This is a genomic window from Magnetospirillum aberrantis SpK (assembly GCF_011022235.1).
GTDB classification, from domain to species: Bacteria; Pseudomonadota; Alphaproteobacteria; order Rhodospirillales; family Magnetospirillaceae; genus Magnetospirillum; species Magnetospirillum aberrantis.
The window spans coordinates 321,951-342,613 of record NZ_JAAIYP010000034.1; the positions used below are offsets into that span (position 1 = coordinate 321,951).

Sequence of the window (20,663 nt, forward strand, 5' to 3'; positions counted from 1 at the left end):
GCCCTACTCCGCCGCGACCTGGGCGGCATCGCCCACGCCATCGCCCGGCACGAACGGCAGCCCCTCGGCGCCAGCATCGCTGGTGGCCGGCTCGGCAGTGGCAACGCTGCCAGCCTTCGCGGCCCGCTCGACCTTCTTCTGGCGCTCGTCCCAGCCCAAGGCCCAGCGGTCGTGCGCCTCGGTGCCGGCGTCGTTCGGGTTCGCTTCGCGCGGCTGCCCGGCCTTATGGGCTTCCCAGCCGCTGTTGTACTGGTCCACCTCGGCCGAGCGTTCGGAGCCGGCCAGGCGGCCCTTTTCCCAGGCGGCGGCGAGGACCGATCCGGCCTCATGCGGGTTGGCCTCGGCGGGGGCGCCAGCAAAGCCGGCCTCTTTACCGTCGGCCTCGGCGGCGTTGTAGGCCACGCCAGCGGCGTCGAAAGCCTCGTCGTCAGCCGCGGCGGCAGCGGCCCAATCGGACACCGGCTCATCATCGGCGTCATCGTCACCGAAACTGTTGGCTTCGCCGTCTTCCACGCCCATGGCGTCCAGCAGGCTCGGTTCGTCGTCGCCGTCTTCGTCACCGACCTCGACAAACTCGATGCTGCCCGGCTCCGGGTCCTGCGTGCGGCGCGCGTCGTCGGCACCGGCGGAACCGAACAGCTCGCCCTGGCGACCGTCGCTGCCGAGGTCGATATCCAGCGCCTCGGCGCAGAGCACCAGGCCATCCAGGCTCTTGTCCCGGTCCTCGGCTTCCAACTGGAACAGCCGGAACACGGTGGCGAAGTCGGATGCCTTCACGCCGGTCTGCTTCACGCGGCCGCGCGCGGCGGTGATGTCTCCGGCCAGGGCCTTCATCTCGGCCTTGATGCGGATGATGTCGCGGGCCGCGTCGGCGATGATCTTGAGCTTCTGCTCGTGCGACAGACTGGGCGGCGGCGCCTTGGATTTACGTCCTTTGGCCATGGGGGTGTTCTCCTGCTGGGGAATGGTGGGAATGCGCGGCGCCGCTTTCTGGCGCCTCGCCTCGCGCCGGGCCTTTCTCTCGGCCCGCATGGCATTCAAGTCGGCCTGACTGCTGATGCGCATGGCGCCACCTCAGAAGCCGGTGGAGATGCAGGCCCCGCCGCCGGAATGCCCAATGCGGGCCTCGCGGCTTAAACGGACGATCGTCTCCTTTGAGGGATCGTTGACCGGCGGCGGGACCATCTCGGAAGAAGAAAGCTCCCCGGCGGCGCCATGCGGCAGCCGGCCGGGGGAGGTGCCGTGCGCGGGCAGGCTCAGGTGGGAACGCGCACGGGGGATAGTCTGGCGGATGGCCGCAGGGATGGGGGTACGCCCATCCGCCAGCGCCACCGTCCGGGATGATCCGACTGCCGTGGCGATCTCGGGCATGGGGGTGGGGCCGCCGCCGAGTTCGGCGCAAGCGGCGGCCCCTGGCACGGCCAGCCCAAGGGGGCGATGGGTGGCGTGCGTCGGCATGGTCAGACCCTCACTCGGGCCGGCATGGTGGCGCGGTAGCGCCGCAGGGTATCGATGGTGTGACCGAGGCGCTGCATCATGTCGCTGGCGCGCTCGATGCAGACATCGATCTCACCCGGCTCGCGGATACCATCGGCATCCATGCGCTCAACGGCGTCGGCAAAGGTGCCGACGTCACGCGAGGCTCGGACAACCATCTGCGCCGGGTCGCTGGGCGCCGGCGCCGCGCCACCATCCATCGGCACGAGGTCGTATCCCATCAGGCGCGCCAGCTCTCGGGTCACTGTCGGTTGGCCGGCGCTACATTCCAGGTCGGCCAGCACATCCACCGGCACGAACTGGGCATGGAAAACATTGCCGAATCCGTTGATGGTGGATTCCGCCGCGCGGGTATCCAGGGCGGCCTTTTCGGCGCCACCGCATTGCCCGACCAGGCGCCGCGTCAGCGCCTTCAGACTAAGGTATGATTCATCCCCATACTTTCGGTCGGTCATCGCTTAAAGCCCCCTTCTGACTGATTTTCCCGTGCCACGGGCAGTGGCAATCTGTCCCCATCAGCAAAGGGGACCGCCGCCATGGATCGAGTTGATGGACATACCGCCAGCCAGACGCCCGCCGAGGTCGTCAGCCTTCACGCCACCCGGGCGCTGTACGCGGTGATGGACATGCTGGCCGCCGCGCGCCGGGCCGGTGACCGCATGGCTATCGATGCCGGCGAGTTCTGCCTGGAGGCGCTGGTCACCACGCTCGACGGCGTCGGCCGACCGGCGCTGGAGCCGGTGCGCGAGATGGGCGGCAACGTGGTGCCGTTCCCCGTGCGGCGGCGGGGGTGAGCGGTGGAGTGCGGTCATTGCCCGTCCCCTTGCCCGAGATGATTGCGGCGGTCGCCGTGACAGCAACCGCCCCGCCCCGTATCCTGGTGGCTTTCCACGGACCAACCGGAATGGGGAGCGGAAATGGAATTGTTACGACCGGAAGAACTGGCGAGCGCCGAAGCGACCTTCGCCAACCATGCCCTGGAAACCCTGATGGCGGTGATGATCGAGCGCGGCATCCTGCCTGCCGAGGCGGCATCCGAAATGCTCGGCCGCATGCATGCGTTCTTCGCGCAGGAGGCCGAGGCCAAGCCGGAATTCGCCCGGCAGCACACATGGTGGGGCGTCAGGACGGAACTGTTGGCGCAGCGCCTGGACGTGCCGCTCCCGGACTGACCGGACTTCGGCGGGATGCGCGTGGTGCGTTCCAGCGCGGCGACGTGCCATGCGGCGATGGTGCAGGCGAGGCAGGTCATGCGGCCTCTCCTTCTGTGGTGGTGGCGGCGCGCTCCGCGAAGTGCGTCATGAAGCGCTCATACATGCCGGTGGTGCAGTCGCCGCCAGCCTCGATGCGGGCGAAGAACTTTCCGTCCTTGGCGACGATGGTGGCGAGCCGCGCCTTTGACATGCCGGTCGCCGCGCAGTAGCGGTCGGCCTCGGCGAGAAGATGGGAGCGCAGATCCATGGATGCCTCGAACGTGGTAGGTCGAGAGCTATATTGCGGGGTTTTCCCCGTATTGGTCAAGGGGTATTCCCCGCATGACATGCGTGATCGTGTGCGGGATAATCCCCGCATGAATGACGAAGACCGCGCCCTTCAAGACATACTGGCCCGCGTAGACGCACGTCTCGGAGCTCTCGGCCTTTCAGATCGAGAGGCCAGCAGGCGCGCTATTCCGAACAATGTCGACGTGGTGCGGGAAATGCGGAAGGGGCGCATGCCCTCCGTGTATCGAACTATGAGGCTGGCGGCTGCCCTTGAGTGCCGGCTGGAGTGGCTCCTCTATGGGAGTGGCAGCGAGACCTTACCTGACGAGATGATCCCCGCTAGTCTGGCGGCCGAAGTGTCGGCGAGCGTCGTTGAAGAAGTGTTCTCGGACGCCGGCATCCCCGTTAAGGTGAATGGGCAGATCAAGGATAAACTTGTATCTGCATTTCGCAAGAAGTCTGCGCGATAGCTTCGTGGGCGCGCCGAAAGAGATCCGACCCGCCTTCGTGTGCAAACGGAAGACGACCGAAGCGTAAACGGTATCAAACGCGCGCAACAGCTCGCGATTTTTTCGCCCTTCAGTGCGTTGCATACCCCCTCCGTATAGGGTCTCATTCCCATGCCTGGTCTGGGCAGCGGGTGGCGAGACGTCGCAGATTGACCGTTCCCCAACGGTCGGTTTCTGGAGGTGGGATGCTACCACCGAAAGCGCCCGCTTCAATTACTGGCGCTGTCAAATATTAATCCGCCGGTTGTGCATGCAGCAACACACATACGCTTATGACTGACGTATGTGCGCAAGTCTCCACCAAGGAGAGCGGCGTTTCACCCATGACAAAATTCCGGATGCGCAAGTCTTGCGTCCGGTCCCGGCCATCTCCACCAAGATGGCGAACGGCGACGATTTTCAGGGACTGCCCTCCCCCGCTTTCGGTGCCGAACGCCATTCCCTGGCGTCCGGGGCTCAAACACCGGACACAGATCCAGCCAGCACGCCTTTAGCCTTGCGGCTTGGACATAGCGCACTGACCCCGGACAGTGGGGATACCGCTGTCGGGTCGGGGGACCGTCTGTGTTCGGGTGTTTGAGGCCCGTCGTCCCGCGGCGGGCCGCCACGGGACTGCTCAAAGGCTATCCGCTTCGCGGATGCCCGGCAAGGGGTCAGGGGGCTGGACTGGTCGGCACCGCCTCGGCGGCGGCCTTTTCGTTTGGCGCCAGGGGTTGCCCGGCCGCCAGCTTTGCCTTGATCTCGGCGACCGCCGCATCCATTGCCACCAGGCGTTCCGGGGTCGTGGGGTGGCTGTAGGCCCGCGAGATGGCATCCGGGTTGACCTCGGCCATCTTGCGCCAAAAGGTCGGCGCGCCGTCGATGGCGTAGCCGGCGCGGGCCATGATGTAGAGGCCGACATAATCCGCTTCGGCCTCGTAATCCTGGGAATAGACACCGCCGCCGGCCTGCTCGCCCATGCGGCCAAAAGCGCCGCCGGTGCTGGCGCCGCCGGCCAGGGCGCCGACCAGGCCATCCAGGATCGAGCCCAGGATCATCCCGGTGATCGCCCCGGCGCGTTTCGAGGCGACATGGTCGCGGGCGTTGTGGGCGATCTCGTGCGCCATCACCAGGGCCAGTTCGTCGTTCTCCGCGAAGCGCGCCATGCCGCCGGTGATCAGCACCGCAGACCCGTCGGCATAGGCATTGATGACGTTGTCGCGGGGCTGATAGTCCAGCGTATAGGCGCAGGCCATGTCGGGTTGAGCGGTCAGCACCATCTCGGTGTCGCCGCGCTTGACCTTGACCGCACGCGGTCCCGGATCGCTGCCCATCGCGTTACGGACCGACCGCTGCGCCATGCGGAACCGCGACACCTCTTCGGGCCCGATGGACAGCAGCTCATCTCCGACCTTGATGCCGGCCCGATCCGCCGGGCCGCCTGGAATCACCGCCAGAACCATCGGCCGACCGCCGATGCCGGCATCCTCTGCCGCCTCGATGCCGACATAGTCAGCCCGCGAGTGCACCGCCATCCCGAGGCTGGCCACCTTTTCCGGACACAGTGGCGCCGCCGCCGTCACCAGGCGCGAGAACGTGAACTGGAGCCGCGTCAATTCCTGTTGCCGTTTCTCGAATACCAGCTTCTTCTGCGCCGCCCGCTCGGCCTCGACCTTGGCGGGGTCCGTGCCGGGGCGCTGGGTGGTGGGGGCGCAGGACGCCAGAAGCAGGCCGACGCCTACGGCGATGCCGGCATGGCTGAGGTAGTGCGCCTGTCGCATCACCGCACCTCCGGCCGGCCGCTGGCCCCATAGGTCTCCAGCGGCAAATGCGACACCTCGAGACCGGGCAGCGACGGCCGCGCAACTTCACGCCCGCAGTGCTTGCAGACGATCGCCGCGACCTTGATCTCTTCCGCGCAGAATGGGCAGGCCCGCGTATCAGGCGGCGGGGGTGCCGTGAATTCGGCCCCGCATTTCCCGCATTTCAGCGCCTTCGCTGGGCCGAGTGCGCCGCATTCCGGGCAGGCGGTGAAACGTCCAGGCGCGTCCTCCTCGACTTTCACGGCTGGCAGAAAGGCCAGCAGGATCAGGGCGACCAACGGCGAGAGCAACAGGGCGAGGAGCACCCACCCGACGACGCTTCGGTTCCGAGCCGATGCGGCAATTCCGGCCACCACCGCAAACACGATCCAACTGATGACAATCCAGCCCATGCCACCCTCCCACACAACCACCGGAACAGTGTAGCGAAGGGCGCCGCCATATCAAACAATGATGGCATGGACTCGACTCCATTCCCGCCCCGGTTTACGCTTGAACACGGACCATTCCGGGGGACGGCCATGAACGATAAACCGAGACGCACCTTCGTCACCGGTATATCCGGGGAATCCTACCGCCAAGCCGAAATCCGCCATGCCAAGGCGGGCGAGGAATTGCTGTTGATCAGAGAACCGAACAACCCGCACGACCGCAATGCCATCAAGGTTTGCCGGCGGAACGGCCAACAGATCGGCTACATCATGGCCGGCATGGCGCCCCGATTGGCCGACCAGATCAACAGCGGCACGCGTATGGGCGCCGTGCTGGAAGAGATACGCGGCGGAACGCGGGACAGGCCATCCCTCGGCGTTGCTATCCGCGTCAGGATTTGGGGGAAATAGCGCCGTGTCCACCAGTCTCGACGTCATCGCCCAGAAGGCCGCCGCCCTCATCGTCGAGGAGGTCCAGGCGGCCGGGTATCGCTATCGTCCCGGCCATCACCGTTCCACCTCGACCGCCGTGCTGGAGATGCACATTGAAGCAGTGATCGCGGCTTGGATGGAGTTGCATCTGCGCCCGCCAACGGCTGGGGGTTAATCCTTCAACAGCAATTCTCCCTGGCGCATCACCGGGCTGTCGCTGGTATCGACGTGAATGCCCAGCTCGGCCAGGATCGCCGGCATGGCTTGGGCCGCCGCTCTCTGCCCGGCGATCTGGTTGATGCGCCCCAGCATGCGGTAGGCGGTGTTCCACTGCTGCACCTTCGCCAGCGTCGCCTTGATGGCATGGACACCGGCAATGGTCTGGCCTTCCATGTGGGCACGGACAACACTATTGCACCACATGTGGAATTCCGGGCTGAGGTACTTGGCGTAGGCCATGCCGATCTGCCAATGGGCCTCGGTGCGTGGATCATTCCCGCCGCGCGTCACCTTCGTAAGCCCTTGATTTTCCCCATCCTGGGAATTTCCCATGTTGAGGCTTTCCGCCAAAAACTCGATGAACCGTTCGGCATCGGCCGAGCGCAGCCATTCGGCTGGCTGGCGCGACGGATCGGCGCCGGCCGCCTTCCACATATCCGTGAGGTTCAGCATCTCGCCACGGTCGCGGATCGCGGTGCCGTTATAGATCAGGGTGATGGTCTTCTTCATGGTGGTCTCCGAAGCGCCCCGATGGCGGCGGGAGGGAGTATAGCATGGGCGCGGGGAATTCCCCGTGATTTGTGTTGACGCGGGTTTTTCCCCGCATTAGGATTACCCCCATCAGCCACCCATGGTGGCACCCAGGACCCCGGCAGCAGCCACGAGGCACAGCGCCGGGGTCCGCACACGGGAGGGATGGGATGGACAGCAAGACCCCGCGTATTCCGCCGAGCGGCTTCAAAACCCACCAGGAACTTGCCGATGCGTTGGCCGAGGCCACGGGCATGAAATGGGTGCCGAGCTGTATCTGGGCCATCAGCGCCGATGCTGTCGCGCCTGACGGCGGCCGCGTCACCGTCTGCCAGATGGAAACCGTGGACCGCTGGGAAATCGCCCACATGGTCCCCGGCAACTTCATGCCCAAGCGCCGGTACGTCGAAGCTCGCGAGGCTATCGCGCCGACGGTGGCGGAGCTGCTGGCCGGCGAAGGCTGCACCTGCTCTTCCAGCACGTCGGAGCGGTGCCCGGCTTGTCAGCCCGATGGCGAGCGCCTGGGGATCGCGGACGGGAAGTCGGCTTCCCCTGATGCCTGGACGGTGGACGAACTGCTGTCGGAATGCCGCTGCATCGCGTCCCTGCTGCCTGGCGGCAAGGCCGAGGTGACTGTCGTCATGCTCGGCAAGGGCGGCGGCGCCCTGGCTATCTACCCGAACGGCATGTGCGGCGGCGCTTCGGAACACATCGACATCATCTCCGGTTTCTCCGCTGCCTTCGCCAAGGCCCGCGAATGGTGCGCCACCTACAAGGACCGCCGCCGCGCCGATGCGGAACGCCGTCTGGCCGAAGTGTATGCCGAGATCGACGCCCTGGACGCGGAGGGCTGAGACATGGCGAACGACAATATCGACGGCCACCTGCTCGCTGAAATGATCCTCGACCAGCTCGAAGCGGCCATCAAGGGACAGGCCAAGGCCGAAGCCGATGCTGCCGAGCAGCGCAGCAAGGTCTGGTCCTTGGAACACGAGGTCAAGCGCCTCACCGAGCAGTACCGCGACGAGACGGCCGCCCGTGGGATGGCTGAACGCGAATTGGAGGCCTTGAAGGCGCAGATCGCCGGCCTCACCGACACCACCTGCGTGTTTTGAGGCCTGACATGCCCACCCTCAAGCCCTACCTCGCCACCGCCGCCATCACCCACGCCGACGGCCACGTCCAGCGCATCGACATGCACCTGACCGGCCGCGACGACATCGACGCCAGCATGTCGGCCGAGGTGGCGGTACTGGTTCACGTCCAGCGTCTGGGCCGCCCGGTGCGCAATGCCACCGTGCTCGACGTCCAGGTGGCGGGGTGATGGCCATGTCCCTGCACCCCCGCCAGTTCTGGCAGGTCGCCTTTGATGCGGCGAAAGCCTCCGGCAAGTGCGACTTCGACGCCGCCCGCATGGCCGACAAGGCTCTGACCGAGGCTGCCGATTGGGAGGTGGTCAAGCTAACCGCCCCGCTGCCGATCCCGGTTCGGCGCACCTGTCGCCGGGCTTCCGTCGGTCCTGACTGCTATCCGGGGGCCTGATCATGTCGCTGATGCGCGAAGAGGTGGTCGAGGGAAAGCATGACCGCCGCCATGGGCTGCCCCGCCGCAGCCCATACCAGCCTGCCACCAAACAGGACCACGACTGGCTCAAGGGCTGGGACACCGAGGATCGTTTGATCCGCACCCGCGAGCGCCAGGGCGCCGCGACCACCAAGGGGGAATGAGACGATGAACGCCACGACCACCCGTGACCGGACCGGCGTTGACCGCAACGGCCGCGCCACCGATACCGACAAGCAGATCGGGGCCAAGATCCGTGAGCGCCGCATTCTGTCGGGCCTTAACCAGAACCAGCTCGCCGAGCGGGTCGGCATTACCTATCAGCAGCTCCACAAGTACGAGCGCGGTCACAACCGCGTCAGCGCCGGCCGCCTGCACCAGATCGCCCAGGTGCTCGGCGCTTCCATCTCCGACTTCTTCGAGGGTGTCGGCGCCGCCGGCAAGGATGCGACCGTTGCGCAGCATCATCGGTTGATCCTGAACCTGGTGCAGGACGTCCAGGCCATGAGCCAGGATCAGGCGGAAGCGGTTGCCCGCGTCGCCCGCATCATCGCGACCGCAAAGGCGGCCTGAGCCATGGCCGGCCGCGTCTACATCCCCAGCGCCCAGGCCTTCGGCACCGTCACCGGCAGGGGTACCTACGGCTTCGGCGGCCCGGCCTACCTGATCGTGCGCGTCGATGACAGCGGCGACACCGTCAAGGTTCTGGAGCGCGACACCGAGCCGACCAACGTGTTCGCGTTTCCCGCACGGCCGCGCCGCGTCGTCAACACCCCCATTCGCACGCCGGATGGTCCCAGCCCCAGCGCCGCGTGAGGTGCAGCATGACCAGCGCCACCCTCTCCACCGCCATTATCACCGTCTGCGAGCAGATCGTCATGGCCGAACTGGCTGCGCTGATCGTCGCGTTCGCCTTCCTGATCCGCGAGGTGCTGTGATGACCGTGATCCGAAAGGCTGTCGTTCTGGCCCGCCTCGCGATGGCGACCGTCGCCGCTATCCCCGGCGCGGCCATCGTATTGCTGGCGCTCTCCCTCAAAATCGTCGGTATCGCCATCAAGGGTGTCGGCGAAGCCGTCGAGGAGGGCCGACGTCCGTTCTATTGGCTGGCCGACAAGGTTGCCGGGGAGGCTGAACATGGATGACCCCGTCCGTTTCATCCGCTCCATCGCAAACGGATCTTTGTCCCTGGAATGTGGCGACTGGCGCATCACCAGAGATGGGTGTTCACAACCTCTGGCGAGGGCCCTGCTCGACGATATCGACCTCCTCCTGTCCGAAACCAGCGATGCCGGCGAGCGCGTCGCGCAGTTGGAGGCGGAGTTGTCCTCTGCCAAAGACGCTGAGGTTCAGGCCCGAGCCGGCCGCCGCGCAGCCTGGGAAGAGGCGGAGCGGTACCGGGCCGAGCGAGACTCCCTCCGGCACCTGCTGGCCGAAACGGCGGTGCCGGCGCTGGAGATCGCCGACGAACTCGACCGGCTGGCAGTTGCCAACGCCATCCGCGCGCAGATGGGGAGTCGCCGCGATGCGTGACCTCCACCCCACCCCCTGCCGCCCCATCCTCGGCGATCTCCTCGCCGGCCTCGCGCTCGCCCTGATCGCCGCCGGCGCCGCCCTGGCGTTCTGGGTTGCCACTTTGCACGCCGCCGCCGCCCAGGTCGGCCCGGAACTGGTGGTGCGGGCCTGCGCCGCCGACCGCCCCGGCATCTGCGAGACGCGGACCTATCCGACGTGCGACCGCGACATGGTTGCCGAGGCACTGGCCGCCGAAGGGCTGGTGATGGGGCTGGCCGTGTGCCGGGCGCCGCTGGTGGAGGTGTAGGGGATGGCTGTCATTCACCCCTGCCGGCATTGCCCGCATCGCCCTACCTGCGGAAAGCGCGCTGCTGCGGCTATCGCCTTCTCGGAATCCCCCCTTAAGGTGACGCTGGCCCGGCTTTCGTGTCCGGACTATGCCGCGCTGCACGCTCCCGGAGACCGCGTTTCGGCAGTGATCGGCGGGCGTGTGGCGCTCGCAATCACCGGAACCATCACCGGGACGTCGATCAAGAAGCCCGGCAAGTGGGTGGTGCAGGTGGATCCTGACTGCCTGGAGAAGACCGGGTTTGATGATGACGAGGGCTATCGCGACGGGACCGACCATCGCCCGTTTGTCTCGGTCTTCCCGAATAAGCTGACCAAGCTGGACGAACCTAGGCGCGCCATCTGCGAAGCGTGCGGGAATGCCCTGGGCGCCGGCGGGGAACACACCTACCAGAAGACCGGTGAAATCCCGTGCGACGGGAAGAACGTGTTCTATCTCGATGACGGGAGCGACTTTTGATGCAGCCCACCATCCGCCCCCTCGCCCGCCACGAGCTTGTGCATGCGTCCTTCGTGATCGCCGAAGCCTTCGTCGGTCCCGATGGCACCGCGCCGGAACGCTATAGCCCGTGCGCCACCATCCCGAAGCTGGCAGCCGCTTTCGAGGATCCGGCCACCTTCTGGACGCCTCGCTACCTCGTCGCCGAGGTCAACGGCCAGGTGGTCGCCATCGGCGGCTACGCCCGCTCGCGCGCCGCCGGCTCGACCTGGGAACTGCTGCTCGGCGCCACGCTGCCCGCCTACCAGGGGCGCGGCATCGGCCATGCCCTGGTGCTGGCCAGATGGGACGCGATCCGCGCCGAGGCGACGGACGGCGGCATCGTCATGGTCAGCACCCGGCGGCCGGCACGGTTCCTGCGGTACGGGTTCTCCGCCGGTCCGGTCAATCCCGATACCGGCGCCACGCTGATGTGGTTGCCGGTGGCGGCGGAAGGGAGGGCTGCGGCGTGAATCCATCTCTCATCCAGCGCCTGCGCAAGGCTGCCGAAGGCCACGCCGCTGCCAACGGTGACGACGCCCCGAACATCTTCCGCGAGGCGCTGGAAGACATCCTGCGGCTTGAACGCATCGCCAACGACATCGAGACGCTGATGCGGCCCCGCTACGTCTACGAAAACGACCACATTGGAACCCGCAAAAGCGCCACCGAGCGACACGAAGCCGGTGAGCGTCTTTTGCGGGCCTTCGGCATGGCCAAGGGCAAGCCGTCATGCGTCTGATGCCCGCCCGCACCGTCACCGCCGCCAAGCCGCACCGCTGCGCCTTTTGTGGCCAGGAGATCGCCAAGGGCGTCCAGCACCTGCTGTTCCGCGCCTTCGATCCCGACCATTCCAAGGATGGCGGCAAGACCTGGGGCGCCTGGGTGCAGGAGCGGTGGCATGTCGCGTGCCGGTATCCCAGCGGGGAGATCGCAGCATGAACTGGACCGCCTTCTTCGCTGCCGGAATGCTGATCTACGGCGTCTATGCCCTCGGCCTGTTCGGCATGCTGCTAGAGCGCGAAGGTAAAGCGCGCCGCCCGGATATGCTCGCCTTGATCCTGGTGGGTACACTTTCCCTTCCGGCGCTCGCCGTTGGTCTGTTGGTGGGGTGGCTGGAATGACCGCCCCCCGCATCGACGCCCCGCAGATCGGTTTCTTCCGCACCCGCTTGGTGAAAGGCGGACCCTACGTGCCTGCGCGCATTTACCGCCCCTGCCACTGCACCGTGAACGGCGGCGACGCCAACACCGAACACCCCTGGCGCGACACCTGCGACCGCTTCCCTCCGCTGCAAGGCGAGCAGGACGGCAAGCCGATCAGCGCCTTTGCCCTGTGGCCCCGCGTCATCGGGTCAGAAATCACCGAGGCCGAATACCGCTTCATGACCGCCGATGCCGAATGGTGCCGGGCGCACGCGCCCCAGGAGCCGGCGGCGAACCCCGGCCAGCGGCTCGACCTCAGACAGCAACCGCCGATCTGGTGAGGGCGCCATGGCCGCCGTGTCCGATCCCGAGGTGATCCGCCTCGCCAAAGAACTGATGCAGCGCCTGCTGCACACCGGGGCGCGCTCGGTGAGCGTGACGCTGAACCTGACCCTTGCGCCGCCCGGTGGCGGTGCCATGCAGCCGGCCGTCGGCTTGCTGGTAGTCGATATCGATACCGAAGGAGCCTGACATGACCGACACCCCGCCCCCGAGGGGCCACAACCTCCCCCCCGAGGAAGCCCGCGTCAACGATCTGGTGGCCGTCGCCAACCGCTGGATCAAGGAGCGCTCCGTCCTGGCCGATCAGGAGACGGCGGACAAATGCAGCGCCTTTCTCGACCAGATCAATCTCGCCCTGAAGGCGCTGGAGAAGCAGCGAAAGGACGAGAAGCAGCCCCACCTCGACGCCGCGAAGGCGGTGGACGCCAAGTTCAAGCCGCTGACCGACTTGCTGGAAAAAGCCAAGACGCTGGTCAAGCCGTTGCTCACGGCTTGGCTCCAGAAGCTCGACCGCGAGCGGGAGGCCGCCGCCCGAGCCGCCCGCGAGGAAGTTGCGCGCCTGGCTGCCGAGGCCGCCCGCGCCGCCGAGGAGGCGCAGAAGGCTGCTGACGTGATTGGCGCGACCGTCGAGGCTGAAGCCGCCGCCCGCGCCGCCGAGGAGGCGCAGAAGGCTGCGCAGCGCGCCGAGAAGGCCCCGACCAACCTGCAATCCAGCATGGGCGCCCGGACCAAGTCGCTGCGCACCGTCTGGCGCGCCCGCGTCACCAATCATGCAGCGGCGCTCTGGCACTTCCACAAGCACCCCGACGTGATCGCCACCATCGAGCGGCTGGCGAGCGCCGAGGCCCGCGCCGAGGCCGCCCACAACAAGGGCATCAGCACCATCCCCGGTGTCGAGTTCTATCCCGAACGCACCGCCGCCTGATCGAAGGAACGAACGACCATGAGCAACGCCGTCACGAAGGCCGCCGAGCAGAACATCTCCGTCGGCTTCACCAATGCCCAGAGCTTCGAATTCTCGCAGCGTGCCGCCCAGGCCCTGGCAGCATCCACCCTGGTCCCGGAGCAGTTCCGGCGTCAGGTGATGGACAAGCGGTCCAAGAACCCGGTCGAGAACCCGAACGCTGTCCCGAACTGCATCATCGCCCTGAACATGGCGAACCGCATGGGCGCTGATCCGCTGATGGTGATGCAGAACCTTTACGTGGTGGAGGGCCGTCCGTCGTGGTCGGCGCAGTTCGTCATCGCCGCCATCAATTCGTGTGGCCGATTCTCGCCGCTGCGCTTCGACCTCTCCGCCCAGGGCGAAGCGCGCGAGGTCGAATACGAGACGGTGAAGTGGGTCAACGGCAACCGCCAAATCAACAAGGCCAAATGCAAGGTGCAGGATCGTACCTGCCGCGCCTGGGCCATCGAGAAGGCTACCGGCGACCGCCTCGACGGCCCCGAGGTCAGCATCGCCATGGCCGAAGCCGAGGGCTGGCTGGGCAAGAATGGGTCGAAGTGGCAGACCATGCCCGAGGTGATGCTGCGGTACCGCGCCGCCGCCTTCTTCGGCAAGCTGTACGCCCCCGAGCTGCTGATGGGCTTGCAGACCGTCGAGGAAGCTGCCGAGGTGATCGACGTGACGCCGGTCGACCTGTCCGCCGTGGTCGATGCGCCCGCACGGCCCCAGCGTTCCGACTTCACCACCGCGTCCACCGTGGTTGACGTCGAGGCCGAACCCGAGCCGGATCCGTTCGTCTTCACCGACGCCGACGGCGAGGTGTACGAATACGCCTACGCCAGCGAATTCGTTCGCTTGCTGGTGGCCTCCCTGGAGAGGGCCGGCGACATCAACGCCATCGAAGGCATCTGGGAGACGAACAGCGGCCAGCTTGACCGCGTCCGCGCCGCCAATCCCAAGCTGGCCGACGAGGCGCACGAGGCCTACGGCCTGGCGCTGGACCGGGCGCACCTCGCCGCACATCCGCAGACTTGCCAAAAGACCGACGCCGAGGAAACCCCTGCTCGGGTGCTGGAACGCATCATGGCAGAGATGGAATCCTCCGTCACCGAAGCCGCCTTCCATGCCGTGGGGGAGAAGCACAGCCGCGCTATCGCCGACGCCGGCCGCGCGGACAAGACTGCCTACAAAGCGTGGCTGGCTCGGTACGACGCTAAGCTGTCGGCGCTGCGCGCGGTGGAGGGCTGAGGCGATGAACGAACAACCCAGCACCGCGCCCGGAGAATGGGTGCTCCTCGAAGTGTTCGGCCACCGCCGACATTGGGGGCTGCTGACCGAGGTCGAACGGTTCGGCGCCAAGTTGGCTCGCATCGATGAGTTCCCGCCCGATGCCACCGAGCCGACGGCCACGCACTTCTACGGCGGCGGCGCCATCTTCAGCATCACGCCCGTGACCGAGGCCAGCGCCCGCCAGAACGTCGGCTATTACCGGCCAGCCGCCGTGCAGTCGCTGCCGGCTCCAGACGAGGTGGGGTTCCTTGATGGCGACGAGCGGGAGTACTGAGCCATGCTCCGCTTCTACAACCCCGACGCCATCAAGCTGGCTGACCAGCTCGAAGCCGTCCGCGCCAGCCTGACCGGCGTCCCCGACGCCCTCCCCGCCCTGGCCAGCGCCAGCCACACCCTCTATTGCCTCGCCGCCTCGGGTCTGATCCCGCCGCGTGGGGAGAAGAAGGAGGCCGCGTGATGGCGGAGGCCAGAGAGCCTGCGGTGTGCCGTGGCTGCGGCATGGTTCTGCGCGGCGACGCCTACATGTACGGCGGCTCCGCCTACCACCCGCGCACTGGCGAACGCTGCCCGTCGAACTTCTATGGCGGCTTTGTCTGCTCGGAAGGCTGCGACCGCCGCGCATCCATGGCGATGGAAAACAGCATGCCGGGCGGCCCTGGGAGATACCTCTCCGATCCAGCAGCGGAACGACTGCGCCGAAACTGGGGAGACCGCTGATGCACACCACCACCATCTGGCAGCCCTGGGCCAGCCTGATCCCCATCGGCGCCAAGCCGTTCGAGACGCGCGCCTATCCGCCGCCGGCCAAACTGATCGGGCAGAGGATCGCCATCCATGCGGCGGTGAAGGATCCGTCGCCCATGATGAACGACATGGACCGGGCCACGGTCGAAGCCATCGCCGATGCACTGGAAGCCGGCGGCCTCGGACACCGTGTCTGCTGGTCAGCACTGCCGCGTGGCGCCGTGATTGCCACCGCCGTGCTGGCCGGGGCGTATCGGTGCGCCTGGACCCAGCACCACCTCAGCAGCGGGACGCCCCTGCGTAACCCAGTGGTCCACATCTCCGAACATCGGGGGCCATACATCGGCGCTACGCTCAACCTCGACCCCTTCGGCGACTACAGCCCCGGCCGCTGGTGCTGGCACCTCACCGACGTGCAGCGCCTGCCCAAACCGGTGCCAGCTAAGGGCAAGCAGGGCTGGTGGTTCTGGGAACCGCCGGCGCGGGAGGCGGCATGATGGCGTACCGCACCTACGTCGATTGCTTCTCGGTCGGACTGGATGAATTGCCGCGCAAGGTCCAACGCGACGGCGGGGCCATCATCGAGATCCTGCGCAAGACAAAGCGGTTCTCCGTGTTCGAAGCGACGGCGAACGAAACCATCGCCAAGACCATGGATGCCATTGGCGGCCGGCTCACCACTGACCCGAACAGCCAATATCCGTGGATTGACATCATCGCCATCGATGGAATTCCGCTGGAGGACGTCGGCCATGCCTGACCGCATTCAGCGCCAGCGCACCAAGGGCTGGAAGATGCCCGAGAACACCGTCTATGTCGGGCGCGGGACGCAATGGGGAAATCCGTTCGATGACCCGGCGCTGTACGGCGATAACGCACGCCGCGCCGGTCTGTTCCGCAAGTTCCTCATGGACGCGGAGGCCACCTGCCTTGGACCGCGCCCAGAGGAGGTGGTCCCTGGCGTCGTCTGGCCGGTGGTCTTGACGGAATTGGGTGAGCGCGGCCAAACGGTGCTTCGGCGGCTCTCCGAACTGCGGGGTAAGAATCTGGCCTGCTGGTGCCCCGCTGGGTGCGCGTGTCACGCTGACGTGCTGATCGAATTCGCCAATAAGGATTCCTGAACATGAAACTCGACCGCGACAACAACGAGACCGGCAAGGGCAAGTACGCCCTCATCAACATGCGCAAGATCGAAGGCGATCCGCGCACGCCCCAGGAGTTGGTCGCCGCCATCCTGGACCATCCCGAGGCCGTCGAATTCGGCACCACCGGCACCGAGGGCGAGTTCTTCGTCATCAAGCTCAAGGACATGTACGCCCAAGCCGGTTTGCACGCCTACGCTGTCGCGGCCGGTAGAGACGGCGATCTCGAATATGCGGGTGCGATTGATCGGATGGCCGGCCGTGCCGGTCCCGATAGCCCCTTCTGCAAACGGCCGGACTGATCATGGACGACATCGACAACGCCGCCGAGCGCATCGCCGCGTTCAACGCCCAAGCCCTGGCGGCCATGCTGGACCGGCCCCAGGCGCCGCCGTCGGATGGCATCTGCAAAGCCTGCGGCGAGGACATCGAGCCGGAACGGCTGGCCGTCCAGCCCAATGCTCGCCATTGCGCGGAATGCTGCATGGACCTGGAAGAAGACGCGGCCCGCCGGCGCCGCAGGGGGTGGTGATGGACGCGAACAAGACGCCGTGCAGCATCGAGGCCCCTGTCACCGGTCTCCGCGTGGCCTTCCGTGACCATCTCGGCATGCTGAAGACGATCAAGCTGATGGATGGCAGCGATGCCCCTGACCCCACCATGGATGAATGGGCCTCGCCACACCGCGACTTCTCGCCATGGCTCACGCCCGAGGCGCTGGCCGCGTTCGACCCGGACGCCCACGAGGCCGGGGAATACCTGCTGGAGCGGGCGAAGGCGGCGGCCGTGAACAATGAGCGGGAGCGGCGGCGTTCCGCTCGGGGAGGATCGAAATGAGCGGGCGCCCCATGCCCCATGATCTGCTCGTACCGCAGGAGTACCAGGGGCTGATCTACGTCATCGACCTTAACGAAGAGCGCTATTGGCACGACTGCCCGATGTGCGGCGAGTACCGCCGCCTTGACCACGCTGTGGCGTGGTACTGCGGGCCGACGCACGACGAGATCGGCAGCGTCACCACCGAATACACCGATGGCGGCATCGTTGGCGGCATGTGCGTCTGCAAGGCCTGCCACGACAAGCACTACGGCGCCGAGCCGCCCCACCATGAGGTGCCCAATGGCCAATAACTCGAAAATCGAATGGACGCGCCACACTTGGACGCCCGTCGTCGGCTGCGACCCCATCTCCCCCGCCTGTGCCTTCTGCTACGCCGCCCTGATGGCGGCCCGGCTGGAAGCCATGGGACAGGAGAAATACGCCGGCCTCGCCACGCGCCAGGGCAACCGCGGCAAGTGGACCGGCAAGGTCACGCTGTGGGAGCCGGAACTGCTGGCGCCGCTGAAGGTGCGGAAGCCGGCAGCGTGGTTCCTGACCAGCATGGGTGACGTCGGGCATGAGGCGGTGCCGTTCAGTTTTCTCGACCGCCTGTTCGCCGTCATGACGCTGTGCCAGCAACACACGTTCTATGTGCTGACGAAGCGGCCGGAGCGGCTGGCGGGGTATCTGACCGACTTCCAGGCCGGAATCCGCGTCTGCCGCGCGACGATCCCCTTTGCCACCACGGAGGTGCTGCGCTTCGGCAACCCGGCCGGGACGGATGGATGGTGGCCCCTCCCCAACGTCCTAATCGGTTGCACCACAGAGGATCAGACCCGCGCCGACGAGCGCCGCCCGGCCACGGCCAGCATCGCCGCCGACGGCTGGCGCACCTTCGTCAGCTACGAGCCGGCGCTGGGGCCGGTGGATTGGGCGGGGTGGGAATTCCTGTCCTGGCTGATCAGCGGCGGCGAGAGCGGCCAGCATGCGCGGCCGTCGCATCCTGATTGGCACCGGACGGCGCGGGATTGGTGCGCGGCCAATGGGGTGCCGTATCTGTTCAAGCAGTGGGGGGAGTGGCACGACGAAACCGATCGCGCCCCGCATGAACGCTCCCGACGGGTGGCGGACAAGGTGATTAACGCTTCCGGGGAAATCCTTGGTGGCGGGGATGGTCACACCGGCTATGTCGAACTCGATTGGCGAGAGCGTGGCGGCGCCTGGATGGCCCGTGGCGGCAAGAAGGCCGCCGGCCGGCTGCTGGATGGGGTTGAGCACAACGGGAAGCCGGAGGTGCGATGATGGCTGCCGCCCTGAAGCATCTTGAAAACCTACCGAACTGGCCGCGCCTGATGAGCGTCGATCAGGCAGCCGCCTATTGCGGGCTGTCGGGTGAGGCGTTCCGCCAGCATGTTACCGTGCAACCGCTGCGGTTTGGGCGCCGAGTGCTGTATGATCGCATGAAGATAGACAGCTGGCTGGATGAAATCTCCAGCAATGGCGGCGTTGACGTTGATGCCATGATCGAGGCGTTGGGAAAGTGATCGTCCGCATCCGCCACATCAAGAAGGCCACCGGCGCCAACGGCGAGGCCTACTACTACGACCGGATCAGCGGGAAGCGGATCAAGGCGCCGTATGGCACGGCCGAATTCGTAGCCGAAGTGGCGGAGTTGCGCAAAGCGGCGGAAGCCGCGAAACAGGAAACCACCAAGCCGGAAGGCACCTGGGGATGGCTGGTGCAGTACTGGAAGTCGACTCCAGAGTGGCGCGAACATCTCCAGGACAGCACCAAGAGGGATTACCAGAAGGTGCTAAACTATCTGTCCTCTATCGATGGCGTTCCTCTGCGCGCCATTGACGCGGCGCGGGTGGTCAAAATCAGGAACAAGGCATATGACCAGCATAAGCGGCGCTTCGCCAACTACGTCCTGGCCGTGATCTCCCGCGCCTGGAACATCGGGGCCGCCGCTGGAAAAGTGCCGCATGGCAATCCGACCAACAAGGAACAGAAGATCAGGCGGCCGAAGGGACTTCCCGACAAGAACCGCCCATGGACAGCCGCCGAGTTCTCCACGGTTTTCTCCGCGATGCCACATCACCTTCAGGTGGCCATGGCCCTGGCTCTCTGGGCTGGATGGCGGGAGGGGGATGTGTGCCGCATGAAACGCTCCGCCTATGATGGTTCCAGCATCCAGGGTCGACAGGGAAAAACTGGTGACATGGTGCGGCTCCCCTGCCACTCGTCCCTGAAAGCCATCATCGACGCCGAACTGAAGCGTCAACCCCGGACCCCGGAGGCGCCACTGGTGATCACCATGCGCGGCGGGCACTTCACGGAGAGCGGGTTCAAGGCGTCGTTTTTCAAGGTAATGCGGGTACTGAAAGCGGCGGGTGCGGTGCAACCCGGTCTCACCTTTCACGGCCTCAGAACCACGCTGGCGACGATGATCGCCGATGCCGGTGGCGACACCAGGGACATTGCCGCAGCCCTCGGTCATGCCACCGAGGCCATGGCGGCGCATTACGCCCGCCACGCCGAAAAGCGGCGCCGGGCGGCTCGTGCGATCGAGATGATCGACCCTGGCAAAGGCGGTGAAAAATGACTGACAATTCACCCATTTTCGTCGTCGCCAGTTTTTCCAAAACTGCCGGTAAGTCGTTGATTTTATCCGGCCATGGCGCTGGGTTTTTCCATGCTACCGCATTGATTTCCCTGCTTTCGGACAGGCATCATAATCCTGGGGTCGGGGGTTCAAGTCCCTCTCCCGCTACCAAACGAACGCGAGCCGAAAGCCCTTGGAAACAGCCGTTTTCAAGGGCTTTTCGCTTTTGTCGGCACCGCGAAATACCGATTCCGCATGGCAGCATATCCTGCAACGGACTTGTTCCGGGCGACAGGCGTGGCAAGCTTTGCCCACATGGTTTCCACCTTTCGGAGGATGGGCCAGTGGGCGTGGAAATCGAACGACGTTTCATCGCCTCGCCACAGGTGTTGAACCTGGACCTTGGCCCCGGCCACGACATCGTTCAGGGGTATCTGTGGGCTGGCCCCCAGGGCAATGCCCGTGTCCGGGTGGACGGTGACCGCGGCCTGCTCACCTGCAAGGGGCCGAAATTCGGCTTTTGCCGCAACGAAACCGAAATCCCCATTCCCCATGCCGCCGCTCTTGACCTTTTGGCGGCGCTGCCTGCGGAAACCCTGATCCACAAGACCCGCTACGCCGTGGCGGTCGGGGGACTGGGGTGGGCGGTCGACGTGTTCGGCGGCCGCCACCAAGGGCTGATCATCGGCGAAATCGAACTGACCGATCCGGCGCAGATGTTCCTGCGCCCCGACTGGGCCGTCCGCGAGGTCACCTGGGACCCGCGTTACGGTAATTCCAGCCTGGCGCTTTCCGGGTGGCAACCGGTCGCCGCCTGACGGC

General features: G+C 66.2%; 45 protein-coding genes. 38 read left to right on the top strand and 7 right to left on the bottom strand.

From position 1 onward, the window contains the following. Nucleotides 1-3 precede the first annotated feature (3 nt). From G4223_RS07855 to G4223_RS07865, 3 genes are all read right to left on the bottom strand, one after another. Nucleotides 4-1,065: a hypothetical protein gene (locus G4223_RS07855; protein ID WP_163677387.1), complete on the bottom strand. Its 1,062-nt coding sequence runs from the start codon at nucleotides 1,063-1,065 to the stop codon at nucleotides 4-6. 9 nt (nucleotides 1,066-1,074) lie between these two features. Next, a complete protein-coding gene (locus G4223_RS07860) occupies nucleotides 1,075-1,371 on the bottom strand; it encodes a hypothetical protein (RefSeq protein ID WP_163677390.1) in 297 nt (98 codons plus the stop codon). Nucleotides 1,372-1,460: 89 nt separating this feature from the next. Then, the gene (locus G4223_RS07865) at nucleotides 1,461-1,952 is read right to left on the bottom strand and encodes a phage regulatory CII family protein (protein WP_163677392.1); all 492 of its coding nucleotides are present in this window, start codon (nucleotides 1,950-1,952) and stop codon (nucleotides 1,461-1,463) included. Nucleotides 1,953-2,033: 81 nt separating this feature from the next. Here G4223_RS07865 and G4223_RS07870 point away from each other — a divergent pair, with 81 nt between their 5' ends. Beyond that, nucleotides 2,034-2,291, top strand: coding sequence for a hypothetical protein (locus tag G4223_RS07870; protein WP_163677395.1), 258 nt, complete (start codon nucleotides 2,034-2,036; stop codon nucleotides 2,289-2,291). A gap of 123 nt (nucleotides 2,292-2,414) precedes the next feature. After that, nucleotides 2,415-2,669: a hypothetical protein gene (locus tag G4223_RS07875; RefSeq protein ID WP_163677398.1), complete on the top strand. Its 255-nt coding sequence runs from the start codon at nucleotides 2,415-2,417 to the stop codon at nucleotides 2,667-2,669. A 76-nt stretch (nucleotides 2,670-2,745) separates the two neighbouring features. Here the strand turns inward: G4223_RS07875 and G4223_RS07880 are convergent, their stop codons facing one another. Then, a complete protein-coding gene (locus tag G4223_RS07880) occupies nucleotides 2,746-2,958 on the bottom strand; it encodes a hypothetical protein (RefSeq protein ID WP_163677401.1) in 213 nt (70 codons plus the stop codon). Here G4223_RS07880 and G4223_RS07885 point away from each other — a divergent pair. After that, entirely contained in the window at nucleotides 2,957-3,451 is a 495-nt protein-coding gene (locus G4223_RS07885; RefSeq protein WP_163677403.1) for a hypothetical protein, read from the top strand. The genes G4223_RS07880 and G4223_RS07885 overlap by 2 nt on opposite strands. 692 nt (nucleotides 3,452-4,143) lie before the next feature. Here G4223_RS07885 and G4223_RS07890 read toward each other — a convergent pair. After that, nucleotides 4,144-5,250, bottom strand: a complete 1,107-nt coding sequence (locus G4223_RS07890; RefSeq protein ID WP_163677406.1) for a M48 family metallopeptidase — start codon at nucleotides 5,248-5,250, stop codon at nucleotides 4,144-4,146. Continuing rightward, complete coding sequence (locus tag G4223_RS07895; RefSeq protein WP_163677409.1) at nucleotides 5,250-5,684, bottom strand: double zinc ribbon domain-containing protein; 435 nt, start codon at nucleotides 5,682-5,684, stop codon at nucleotides 5,250-5,252. The genes G4223_RS07890 and G4223_RS07895 overlap by 1 nt, the downstream gene beginning before the upstream one ends. 129 nt (nucleotides 5,685-5,813) lie before the next feature. On the opposite strand from G4223_RS07895, the gene G4223_RS07900 reads away from it, so the two are divergent. After that, a complete protein-coding gene (locus G4223_RS07900; RefSeq protein ID WP_163677411.1) occupies nucleotides 5,814-6,134 on the top strand; it encodes an HIRAN domain-containing protein in 321 nt (106 codons plus the stop codon). A 4-nt stretch (nucleotides 6,135-6,138) separates the two neighbouring features. Continuing rightward, nucleotides 6,139-6,330: a hypothetical protein gene (locus G4223_RS07905; RefSeq protein WP_163677414.1), complete on the top strand. Its 192-nt coding sequence runs from the start codon at nucleotides 6,139-6,141 to the stop codon at nucleotides 6,328-6,330. Here the strand turns inward: G4223_RS07905 and G4223_RS07910 are convergent. Continuing rightward, entirely contained in the window at nucleotides 6,327-6,884 is a 558-nt protein-coding gene (locus G4223_RS07910; protein ID WP_163677417.1) for a KilA-N domain-containing protein, read from the bottom strand. The genes G4223_RS07905 and G4223_RS07910 overlap by 4 nt on opposite strands. A 191-nt stretch (nucleotides 6,885-7,075) precedes the next feature. On the opposite strand from G4223_RS07910, the gene G4223_RS07915 reads away from it, so the two are divergent. The 33 genes from G4223_RS07915 (at nucleotide 7,076) to G4223_RS08075 (ending at nucleotide 20,659) form a co-directional block, all read left to right on the top strand. Beyond that, nucleotides 7,076-7,759: a hypothetical protein gene (locus G4223_RS07915; protein ID WP_163677420.1), complete on the top strand. Its 684-nt coding sequence runs from the start codon at nucleotides 7,076-7,078 to the stop codon at nucleotides 7,757-7,759. A 3-nt stretch (nucleotides 7,760-7,762) separates the two neighbouring features. Beyond that, entirely contained in the window at nucleotides 7,763-8,020 is a 258-nt protein-coding gene (locus G4223_RS07920; protein ID WP_163677422.1) for a hypothetical protein, read from the top strand. Nucleotides 8,021-8,028: 8 nt separating this feature from the next. Continuing rightward, nucleotides 8,029-8,229, top strand: coding sequence for a hypothetical protein (locus G4223_RS07925; protein ID WP_163677424.1), 201 nt, complete (start codon nucleotides 8,029-8,031; stop codon nucleotides 8,227-8,229). A 5-nt stretch (nucleotides 8,230-8,234) separates the two neighbouring features. Then, the gene (locus tag G4223_RS07930; protein ID WP_163677427.1) at nucleotides 8,235-8,447 is read left to right on the top strand and encodes a hypothetical protein; all 213 of its coding nucleotides are present in this window, start codon (nucleotides 8,235-8,237) and stop codon (nucleotides 8,445-8,447) included. Nucleotides 8,448-8,449: 2 nt separating this feature from the next. Further along, the gene (locus G4223_RS07935; protein ID WP_163677429.1) at nucleotides 8,450-8,632 is read left to right on the top strand and encodes a hypothetical protein; all 183 of its coding nucleotides are present in this window, start codon (nucleotides 8,450-8,452) and stop codon (nucleotides 8,630-8,632) included. 4 nt (nucleotides 8,633-8,636) lie between these two features. Further along, on the top strand, nucleotides 8,637-9,041 hold the full coding sequence (locus G4223_RS07940) for a helix-turn-helix domain-containing protein (RefSeq protein ID WP_163677431.1): 405 nt from the start codon (nucleotides 8,637-8,639) through the stop codon (nucleotides 9,039-9,041). A gap of 3 nt (nucleotides 9,042-9,044) precedes the next feature. Beyond that, nucleotides 9,045-9,284: a hypothetical protein gene (locus tag G4223_RS07945; RefSeq protein WP_163677433.1), complete on the top strand. Its 240-nt coding sequence runs from the start codon at nucleotides 9,045-9,047 to the stop codon at nucleotides 9,282-9,284. 121 nt (nucleotides 9,285-9,405) lie between these two features. After that, on the top strand, nucleotides 9,406-9,612 hold the full coding sequence (locus G4223_RS07950) for a hypothetical protein (RefSeq protein ID WP_163677436.1): 207 nt from the start codon (nucleotides 9,406-9,408) through the stop codon (nucleotides 9,610-9,612). Continuing rightward, nucleotides 9,605-10,000, top strand: a complete 396-nt coding sequence (locus G4223_RS07955) for a hypothetical protein (RefSeq protein WP_163677439.1) — start codon at nucleotides 9,605-9,607, stop codon at nucleotides 9,998-10,000. Before G4223_RS07950 ends, G4223_RS07955 begins: the two co-directional genes overlap by 8 nt. Then, nucleotides 9,993-10,289 carry a hypothetical protein gene (locus G4223_RS07960; protein ID WP_163677442.1) on the top strand — a complete coding sequence of 99 codons (297 nt, stop codon included), beginning with the start codon at nucleotides 9,993-9,995 and terminating at the stop codon, nucleotides 10,287-10,289. Before G4223_RS07955 ends, G4223_RS07960 begins: the two co-directional genes overlap by 8 nt. A 3-nt stretch (nucleotides 10,290-10,292) precedes the next feature. Next, nucleotides 10,293-10,790 carry a hypothetical protein gene (locus G4223_RS07965; protein WP_163677445.1) on the top strand — a complete coding sequence of 166 codons (498 nt, stop codon included), beginning with the start codon at nucleotides 10,293-10,295 and terminating at the stop codon, nucleotides 10,788-10,790. 38 nt (nucleotides 10,791-10,828) lie between these two features. Beyond that, complete coding sequence (locus tag G4223_RS07970) at nucleotides 10,829-11,281, top strand: GNAT family N-acetyltransferase (protein WP_163677448.1); 453 nt, start codon at nucleotides 10,829-10,831, stop codon at nucleotides 11,279-11,281. Beyond that, the gene (locus tag G4223_RS07975) at nucleotides 11,278-11,550 is read left to right on the top strand and encodes a hypothetical protein (protein ID WP_163677450.1); all 273 of its coding nucleotides are present in this window, start codon (nucleotides 11,278-11,280) and stop codon (nucleotides 11,548-11,550) included. The genes G4223_RS07970 and G4223_RS07975 overlap by 4 nt, the downstream gene beginning before the upstream one ends. Continuing rightward, entirely contained in the window at nucleotides 11,541-11,750 is a 210-nt protein-coding gene (locus G4223_RS07980; RefSeq protein WP_163677453.1) for a hypothetical protein, read from the top strand. Before G4223_RS07975 ends, G4223_RS07980 begins: the two co-directional genes overlap by 10 nt. Further along, nucleotides 11,747-11,932, top strand: a complete 186-nt coding sequence (locus tag G4223_RS07985; RefSeq protein WP_163677455.1) for a hypothetical protein — start codon at nucleotides 11,747-11,749, stop codon at nucleotides 11,930-11,932. The genes G4223_RS07980 and G4223_RS07985 overlap by 4 nt, the downstream gene beginning before the upstream one ends. Further along, nucleotides 11,929-12,294, top strand: coding sequence for a hypothetical protein (locus G4223_RS07990; protein WP_163677457.1), 366 nt, complete (start codon nucleotides 11,929-11,931; stop codon nucleotides 12,292-12,294). Before G4223_RS07985 ends, G4223_RS07990 begins: the two co-directional genes overlap by 4 nt. 7 nt (nucleotides 12,295-12,301) lie before the next feature. Next, the gene (locus tag G4223_RS07995) at nucleotides 12,302-12,484 is read left to right on the top strand and encodes a hypothetical protein (RefSeq protein WP_163677459.1); all 183 of its coding nucleotides are present in this window, start codon (nucleotides 12,302-12,304) and stop codon (nucleotides 12,482-12,484) included. A gap of 1 nt (nucleotide 12,485) precedes the next feature. Further along, nucleotides 12,486-13,220, top strand: a complete 735-nt coding sequence (locus tag G4223_RS08000) for a hypothetical protein (protein ID WP_163677461.1) — start codon at nucleotides 12,486-12,488, stop codon at nucleotides 13,218-13,220. A gap of 18 nt (nucleotides 13,221-13,238) precedes the next feature. Beyond that, complete coding sequence (locus G4223_RS08005) at nucleotides 13,239-14,489, top strand: recombinase RecT (protein ID WP_163677463.1); 1,251 nt, start codon at nucleotides 13,239-13,241, stop codon at nucleotides 14,487-14,489. Nucleotides 14,490-14,493: 4 nt separating this feature from the next. After that, entirely contained in the window at nucleotides 14,494-14,805 is a 312-nt protein-coding gene (locus G4223_RS08010; RefSeq protein WP_163677466.1) for a hypothetical protein, read from the top strand. Nucleotides 14,806-14,808: 3 nt separating this feature from the next. Further along, a complete protein-coding gene (locus tag G4223_RS08015; RefSeq protein ID WP_163677469.1) occupies nucleotides 14,809-14,988 on the top strand; it encodes a hypothetical protein in 180 nt (59 codons plus the stop codon). Then, a complete protein-coding gene (locus G4223_RS08020; RefSeq protein WP_163677472.1) occupies nucleotides 14,985-15,248 on the top strand; it encodes a hypothetical protein in 264 nt (87 codons plus the stop codon). The genes G4223_RS08015 and G4223_RS08020 overlap by 4 nt, the downstream gene beginning before the upstream one ends. After that, complete coding sequence (locus G4223_RS08025) at nucleotides 15,248-15,772, top strand: ASCH domain-containing protein (RefSeq protein WP_163677475.1); 525 nt, start codon at nucleotides 15,248-15,250, stop codon at nucleotides 15,770-15,772. The genes G4223_RS08020 and G4223_RS08025 overlap by 1 nt, the downstream gene beginning before the upstream one ends. After that, nucleotides 15,736-16,035 (top strand): hypothetical protein, encoded by a 300-nt coding sequence (locus G4223_RS08030; protein WP_163677478.1) that lies wholly within the window; start codon nucleotides 15,736-15,738, stop codon nucleotides 16,033-16,035. The genes G4223_RS08025 and G4223_RS08030 overlap by 37 nt, the downstream gene beginning before the upstream one ends. Further along, nucleotides 16,028-16,396: a DUF4326 domain-containing protein gene (locus G4223_RS08035; protein ID WP_205762421.1), complete on the top strand. Its 369-nt coding sequence runs from the start codon at nucleotides 16,028-16,030 to the stop codon at nucleotides 16,394-16,396. The genes G4223_RS08030 and G4223_RS08035 overlap by 8 nt, the downstream gene beginning before the upstream one ends. Nucleotides 16,397-16,398: 2 nt before the next feature. After that, nucleotides 16,399-16,719: a hypothetical protein gene (locus tag G4223_RS08040; protein WP_163677483.1), complete on the top strand. Its 321-nt coding sequence runs from the start codon at nucleotides 16,399-16,401 to the stop codon at nucleotides 16,717-16,719. A 2-nt stretch (nucleotides 16,720-16,721) separates the two neighbouring features. Continuing rightward, on the top strand, nucleotides 16,722-16,949 hold the full coding sequence (locus G4223_RS08045; RefSeq protein WP_163677484.1) for a TraR/DksA C4-type zinc finger protein: 228 nt from the start codon (nucleotides 16,722-16,724) through the stop codon (nucleotides 16,947-16,949). Then, on the top strand, nucleotides 16,949-17,254 hold the full coding sequence (locus tag G4223_RS08050; protein WP_163677486.1) for a hypothetical protein: 306 nt from the start codon (nucleotides 16,949-16,951) through the stop codon (nucleotides 17,252-17,254). The genes G4223_RS08045 and G4223_RS08050 overlap by 1 nt, the downstream gene beginning before the upstream one ends. 11 nt (nucleotides 17,255-17,265) lie before the next feature. Next, nucleotides 17,266-17,547 (top strand): hypothetical protein, encoded by a 282-nt coding sequence (locus G4223_RS08055; RefSeq protein ID WP_163677488.1) that lies wholly within the window; start codon nucleotides 17,266-17,268, stop codon nucleotides 17,545-17,547. After that, nucleotides 17,537-18,538: a DUF5131 family protein gene (locus G4223_RS08060; protein ID WP_163677490.1), complete on the top strand. Its 1,002-nt coding sequence runs from the start codon at nucleotides 17,537-17,539 to the stop codon at nucleotides 18,536-18,538. Before G4223_RS08055 ends, G4223_RS08060 begins: the two co-directional genes overlap by 11 nt. Then, nucleotides 18,535-18,780, top strand: a complete 246-nt coding sequence (locus tag G4223_RS08065) for a hypothetical protein (RefSeq protein WP_163677492.1) — start codon at nucleotides 18,535-18,537, stop codon at nucleotides 18,778-18,780. Before G4223_RS08060 ends, G4223_RS08065 begins: the two co-directional genes overlap by 4 nt. Further along, entirely contained in the window at nucleotides 18,777-19,841 is a 1,065-nt protein-coding gene (locus tag G4223_RS20205; RefSeq protein ID WP_163677495.1) for a tyrosine-type recombinase/integrase, read from the top strand. The genes G4223_RS08065 and G4223_RS20205 overlap by 4 nt, the downstream gene beginning before the upstream one ends. A 350-nt stretch (nucleotides 19,842-20,191) precedes the next feature. Continuing rightward, on the top strand, nucleotides 20,192-20,659 hold the full coding sequence (locus G4223_RS08075; RefSeq protein ID WP_163677498.1) for a CYTH domain-containing protein: 468 nt from the start codon (nucleotides 20,192-20,194) through the stop codon (nucleotides 20,657-20,659). The last annotated feature ends 4 nt before the right edge of the window (nucleotides 20,660-20,663 follow it).

Excerpts from the sequence above, each read along its gene's own strand:
- G4223_RS07855 (WP_163677387.1), bottom strand. The coding sequence starts at position 1,065 with ATGCGCATCAGCAGTCAGGCCGACTTGAATGCCATGCGGGCCGAGAGA.
- G4223_RS07860 (WP_163677390.1), bottom strand. The coding sequence starts at position 1,371 with ATGCCCGAGATCGCCACGGCAGTCGGATCATCCCGGACGGTGGCGCTG.
- G4223_RS07865 (WP_163677392.1), bottom strand. The coding sequence starts at position 1,952 with ATGACCGACCGAAAGTATGGGGATGAATCATACCTTAGTCTGAAGGCG.
- G4223_RS07870 (WP_163677395.1), top strand. The coding sequence starts at position 2,034 with ATGGATCGAGTTGATGGACATACCGCCAGCCAGACGCCCGCCGAGGTC.
- G4223_RS07875 (WP_163677398.1), top strand. The coding sequence starts at position 2,415 with ATGGAATTGTTACGACCGGAAGAACTGGCGAGCGCCGAAGCGACCTTC.
- G4223_RS07885 (WP_163677403.1), top strand. The coding sequence starts at position 2,957 with ATGGATGCCTCGAACGTGGTAGGTCGAGAGCTATATTGCGGGGTTTTC.
- G4223_RS07880 (WP_163677401.1), bottom strand. The coding sequence starts at position 2,958 with ATGGATCTGCGCTCCCATCTTCTCGCCGAGGCCGACCGCTACTGCGCG.
- G4223_RS07890 (WP_163677406.1), bottom strand. The coding sequence starts at position 5,250 with ATGCGACAGGCGCACTACCTCAGCCATGCCGGCATCGCCGTAGGCGTC.
- G4223_RS07895 (WP_163677409.1), bottom strand. The coding sequence starts at position 5,684 with ATGGGCTGGATTGTCATCAGTTGGATCGTGTTTGCGGTGGTGGCCGGA.
- G4223_RS07900 (WP_163677411.1), top strand. The coding sequence starts at position 5,814 with ATGAACGATAAACCGAGACGCACCTTCGTCACCGGTATATCCGGGGAA.
- G4223_RS07910 (WP_163677417.1), bottom strand. The coding sequence starts at position 6,884 with ATGAAGAAGACCATCACCCTGATCTATAACGGCACCGCGATCCGCGAC.
- G4223_RS07915 (WP_163677420.1), top strand. The coding sequence starts at position 7,076 with ATGGACAGCAAGACCCCGCGTATTCCGCCGAGCGGCTTCAAAACCCAC.
- G4223_RS07920 (WP_163677422.1), top strand. The coding sequence starts at position 7,763 with ATGGCGAACGACAATATCGACGGCCACCTGCTCGCTGAAATGATCCTC.
- G4223_RS07925 (WP_163677424.1), top strand. The coding sequence starts at position 8,029 with ATGCCCACCCTCAAGCCCTACCTCGCCACCGCCGCCATCACCCACGCC.
- G4223_RS07930 (WP_163677427.1), top strand. The coding sequence starts at position 8,235 with ATGTCCCTGCACCCCCGCCAGTTCTGGCAGGTCGCCTTTGATGCGGCG.
- G4223_RS07935 (WP_163677429.1), top strand. The coding sequence starts at position 8,450 with ATGTCGCTGATGCGCGAAGAGGTGGTCGAGGGAAAGCATGACCGCCGC.
- G4223_RS07940 (WP_163677431.1), top strand. The coding sequence starts at position 8,637 with ATGAACGCCACGACCACCCGTGACCGGACCGGCGTTGACCGCAACGGC.
- G4223_RS07945 (WP_163677433.1), top strand. The coding sequence starts at position 9,045 with ATGGCCGGCCGCGTCTACATCCCCAGCGCCCAGGCCTTCGGCACCGTC.
- G4223_RS07950 (WP_163677436.1), top strand. The coding sequence starts at position 9,406 with ATGACCGTGATCCGAAAGGCTGTCGTTCTGGCCCGCCTCGCGATGGCG.
- G4223_RS07955 (WP_163677439.1), top strand. The coding sequence starts at position 9,605 with ATGGATGACCCCGTCCGTTTCATCCGCTCCATCGCAAACGGATCTTTG.
- G4223_RS07960 (WP_163677442.1), top strand. The coding sequence starts at position 9,993 with ATGCGTGACCTCCACCCCACCCCCTGCCGCCCCATCCTCGGCGATCTC.
- G4223_RS07965 (WP_163677445.1), top strand. The coding sequence starts at position 10,293 with ATGGCTGTCATTCACCCCTGCCGGCATTGCCCGCATCGCCCTACCTGC.
- G4223_RS07980 (WP_163677453.1), top strand. The coding sequence starts at position 11,541 with ATGCGTCTGATGCCCGCCCGCACCGTCACCGCCGCCAAGCCGCACCGC.
- G4223_RS07985 (WP_163677455.1), top strand. The coding sequence starts at position 11,747 with ATGAACTGGACCGCCTTCTTCGCTGCCGGAATGCTGATCTACGGCGTC.
- G4223_RS07990 (WP_163677457.1), top strand. The coding sequence starts at position 11,929 with ATGACCGCCCCCCGCATCGACGCCCCGCAGATCGGTTTCTTCCGCACC.
- G4223_RS07995 (WP_163677459.1), top strand. The coding sequence starts at position 12,302 with ATGGCCGCCGTGTCCGATCCCGAGGTGATCCGCCTCGCCAAAGAACTG.
- G4223_RS08000 (WP_163677461.1), top strand. The coding sequence starts at position 12,486 with ATGACCGACACCCCGCCCCCGAGGGGCCACAACCTCCCCCCCGAGGAA.
- G4223_RS08005 (WP_163677463.1), top strand. The coding sequence starts at position 13,239 with ATGAGCAACGCCGTCACGAAGGCCGCCGAGCAGAACATCTCCGTCGGC.
- G4223_RS08010 (WP_163677466.1), top strand. The coding sequence starts at position 14,494 with ATGAACGAACAACCCAGCACCGCGCCCGGAGAATGGGTGCTCCTCGAA.
- G4223_RS08015 (WP_163677469.1), top strand. The coding sequence starts at position 14,809 with ATGCTCCGCTTCTACAACCCCGACGCCATCAAGCTGGCTGACCAGCTC.
- G4223_RS08025 (WP_163677475.1), top strand. The coding sequence starts at position 15,248 with ATGCACACCACCACCATCTGGCAGCCCTGGGCCAGCCTGATCCCCATC.
- G4223_RS08035 (WP_205762421.1), top strand. The coding sequence starts at position 16,028 with ATGCCTGACCGCATTCAGCGCCAGCGCACCAAGGGCTGGAAGATGCCC.
- G4223_RS08040 (WP_163677483.1), top strand. The coding sequence starts at position 16,399 with ATGAAACTCGACCGCGACAACAACGAGACCGGCAAGGGCAAGTACGCC.
- G4223_RS08045 (WP_163677484.1), top strand. The coding sequence starts at position 16,722 with ATGGACGACATCGACAACGCCGCCGAGCGCATCGCCGCGTTCAACGCC.
- G4223_RS08050 (WP_163677486.1), top strand. The coding sequence starts at position 16,949 with ATGGACGCGAACAAGACGCCGTGCAGCATCGAGGCCCCTGTCACCGGT.
- G4223_RS08055 (WP_163677488.1), top strand. The coding sequence starts at position 17,266 with ATGCCCCATGATCTGCTCGTACCGCAGGAGTACCAGGGGCTGATCTAC.
- G4223_RS08060 (WP_163677490.1), top strand. The coding sequence starts at position 17,537 with ATGGCCAATAACTCGAAAATCGAATGGACGCGCCACACTTGGACGCCC.
- G4223_RS08065 (WP_163677492.1), top strand. The coding sequence starts at position 18,535 with ATGATGGCTGCCGCCCTGAAGCATCTTGAAAACCTACCGAACTGGCCG.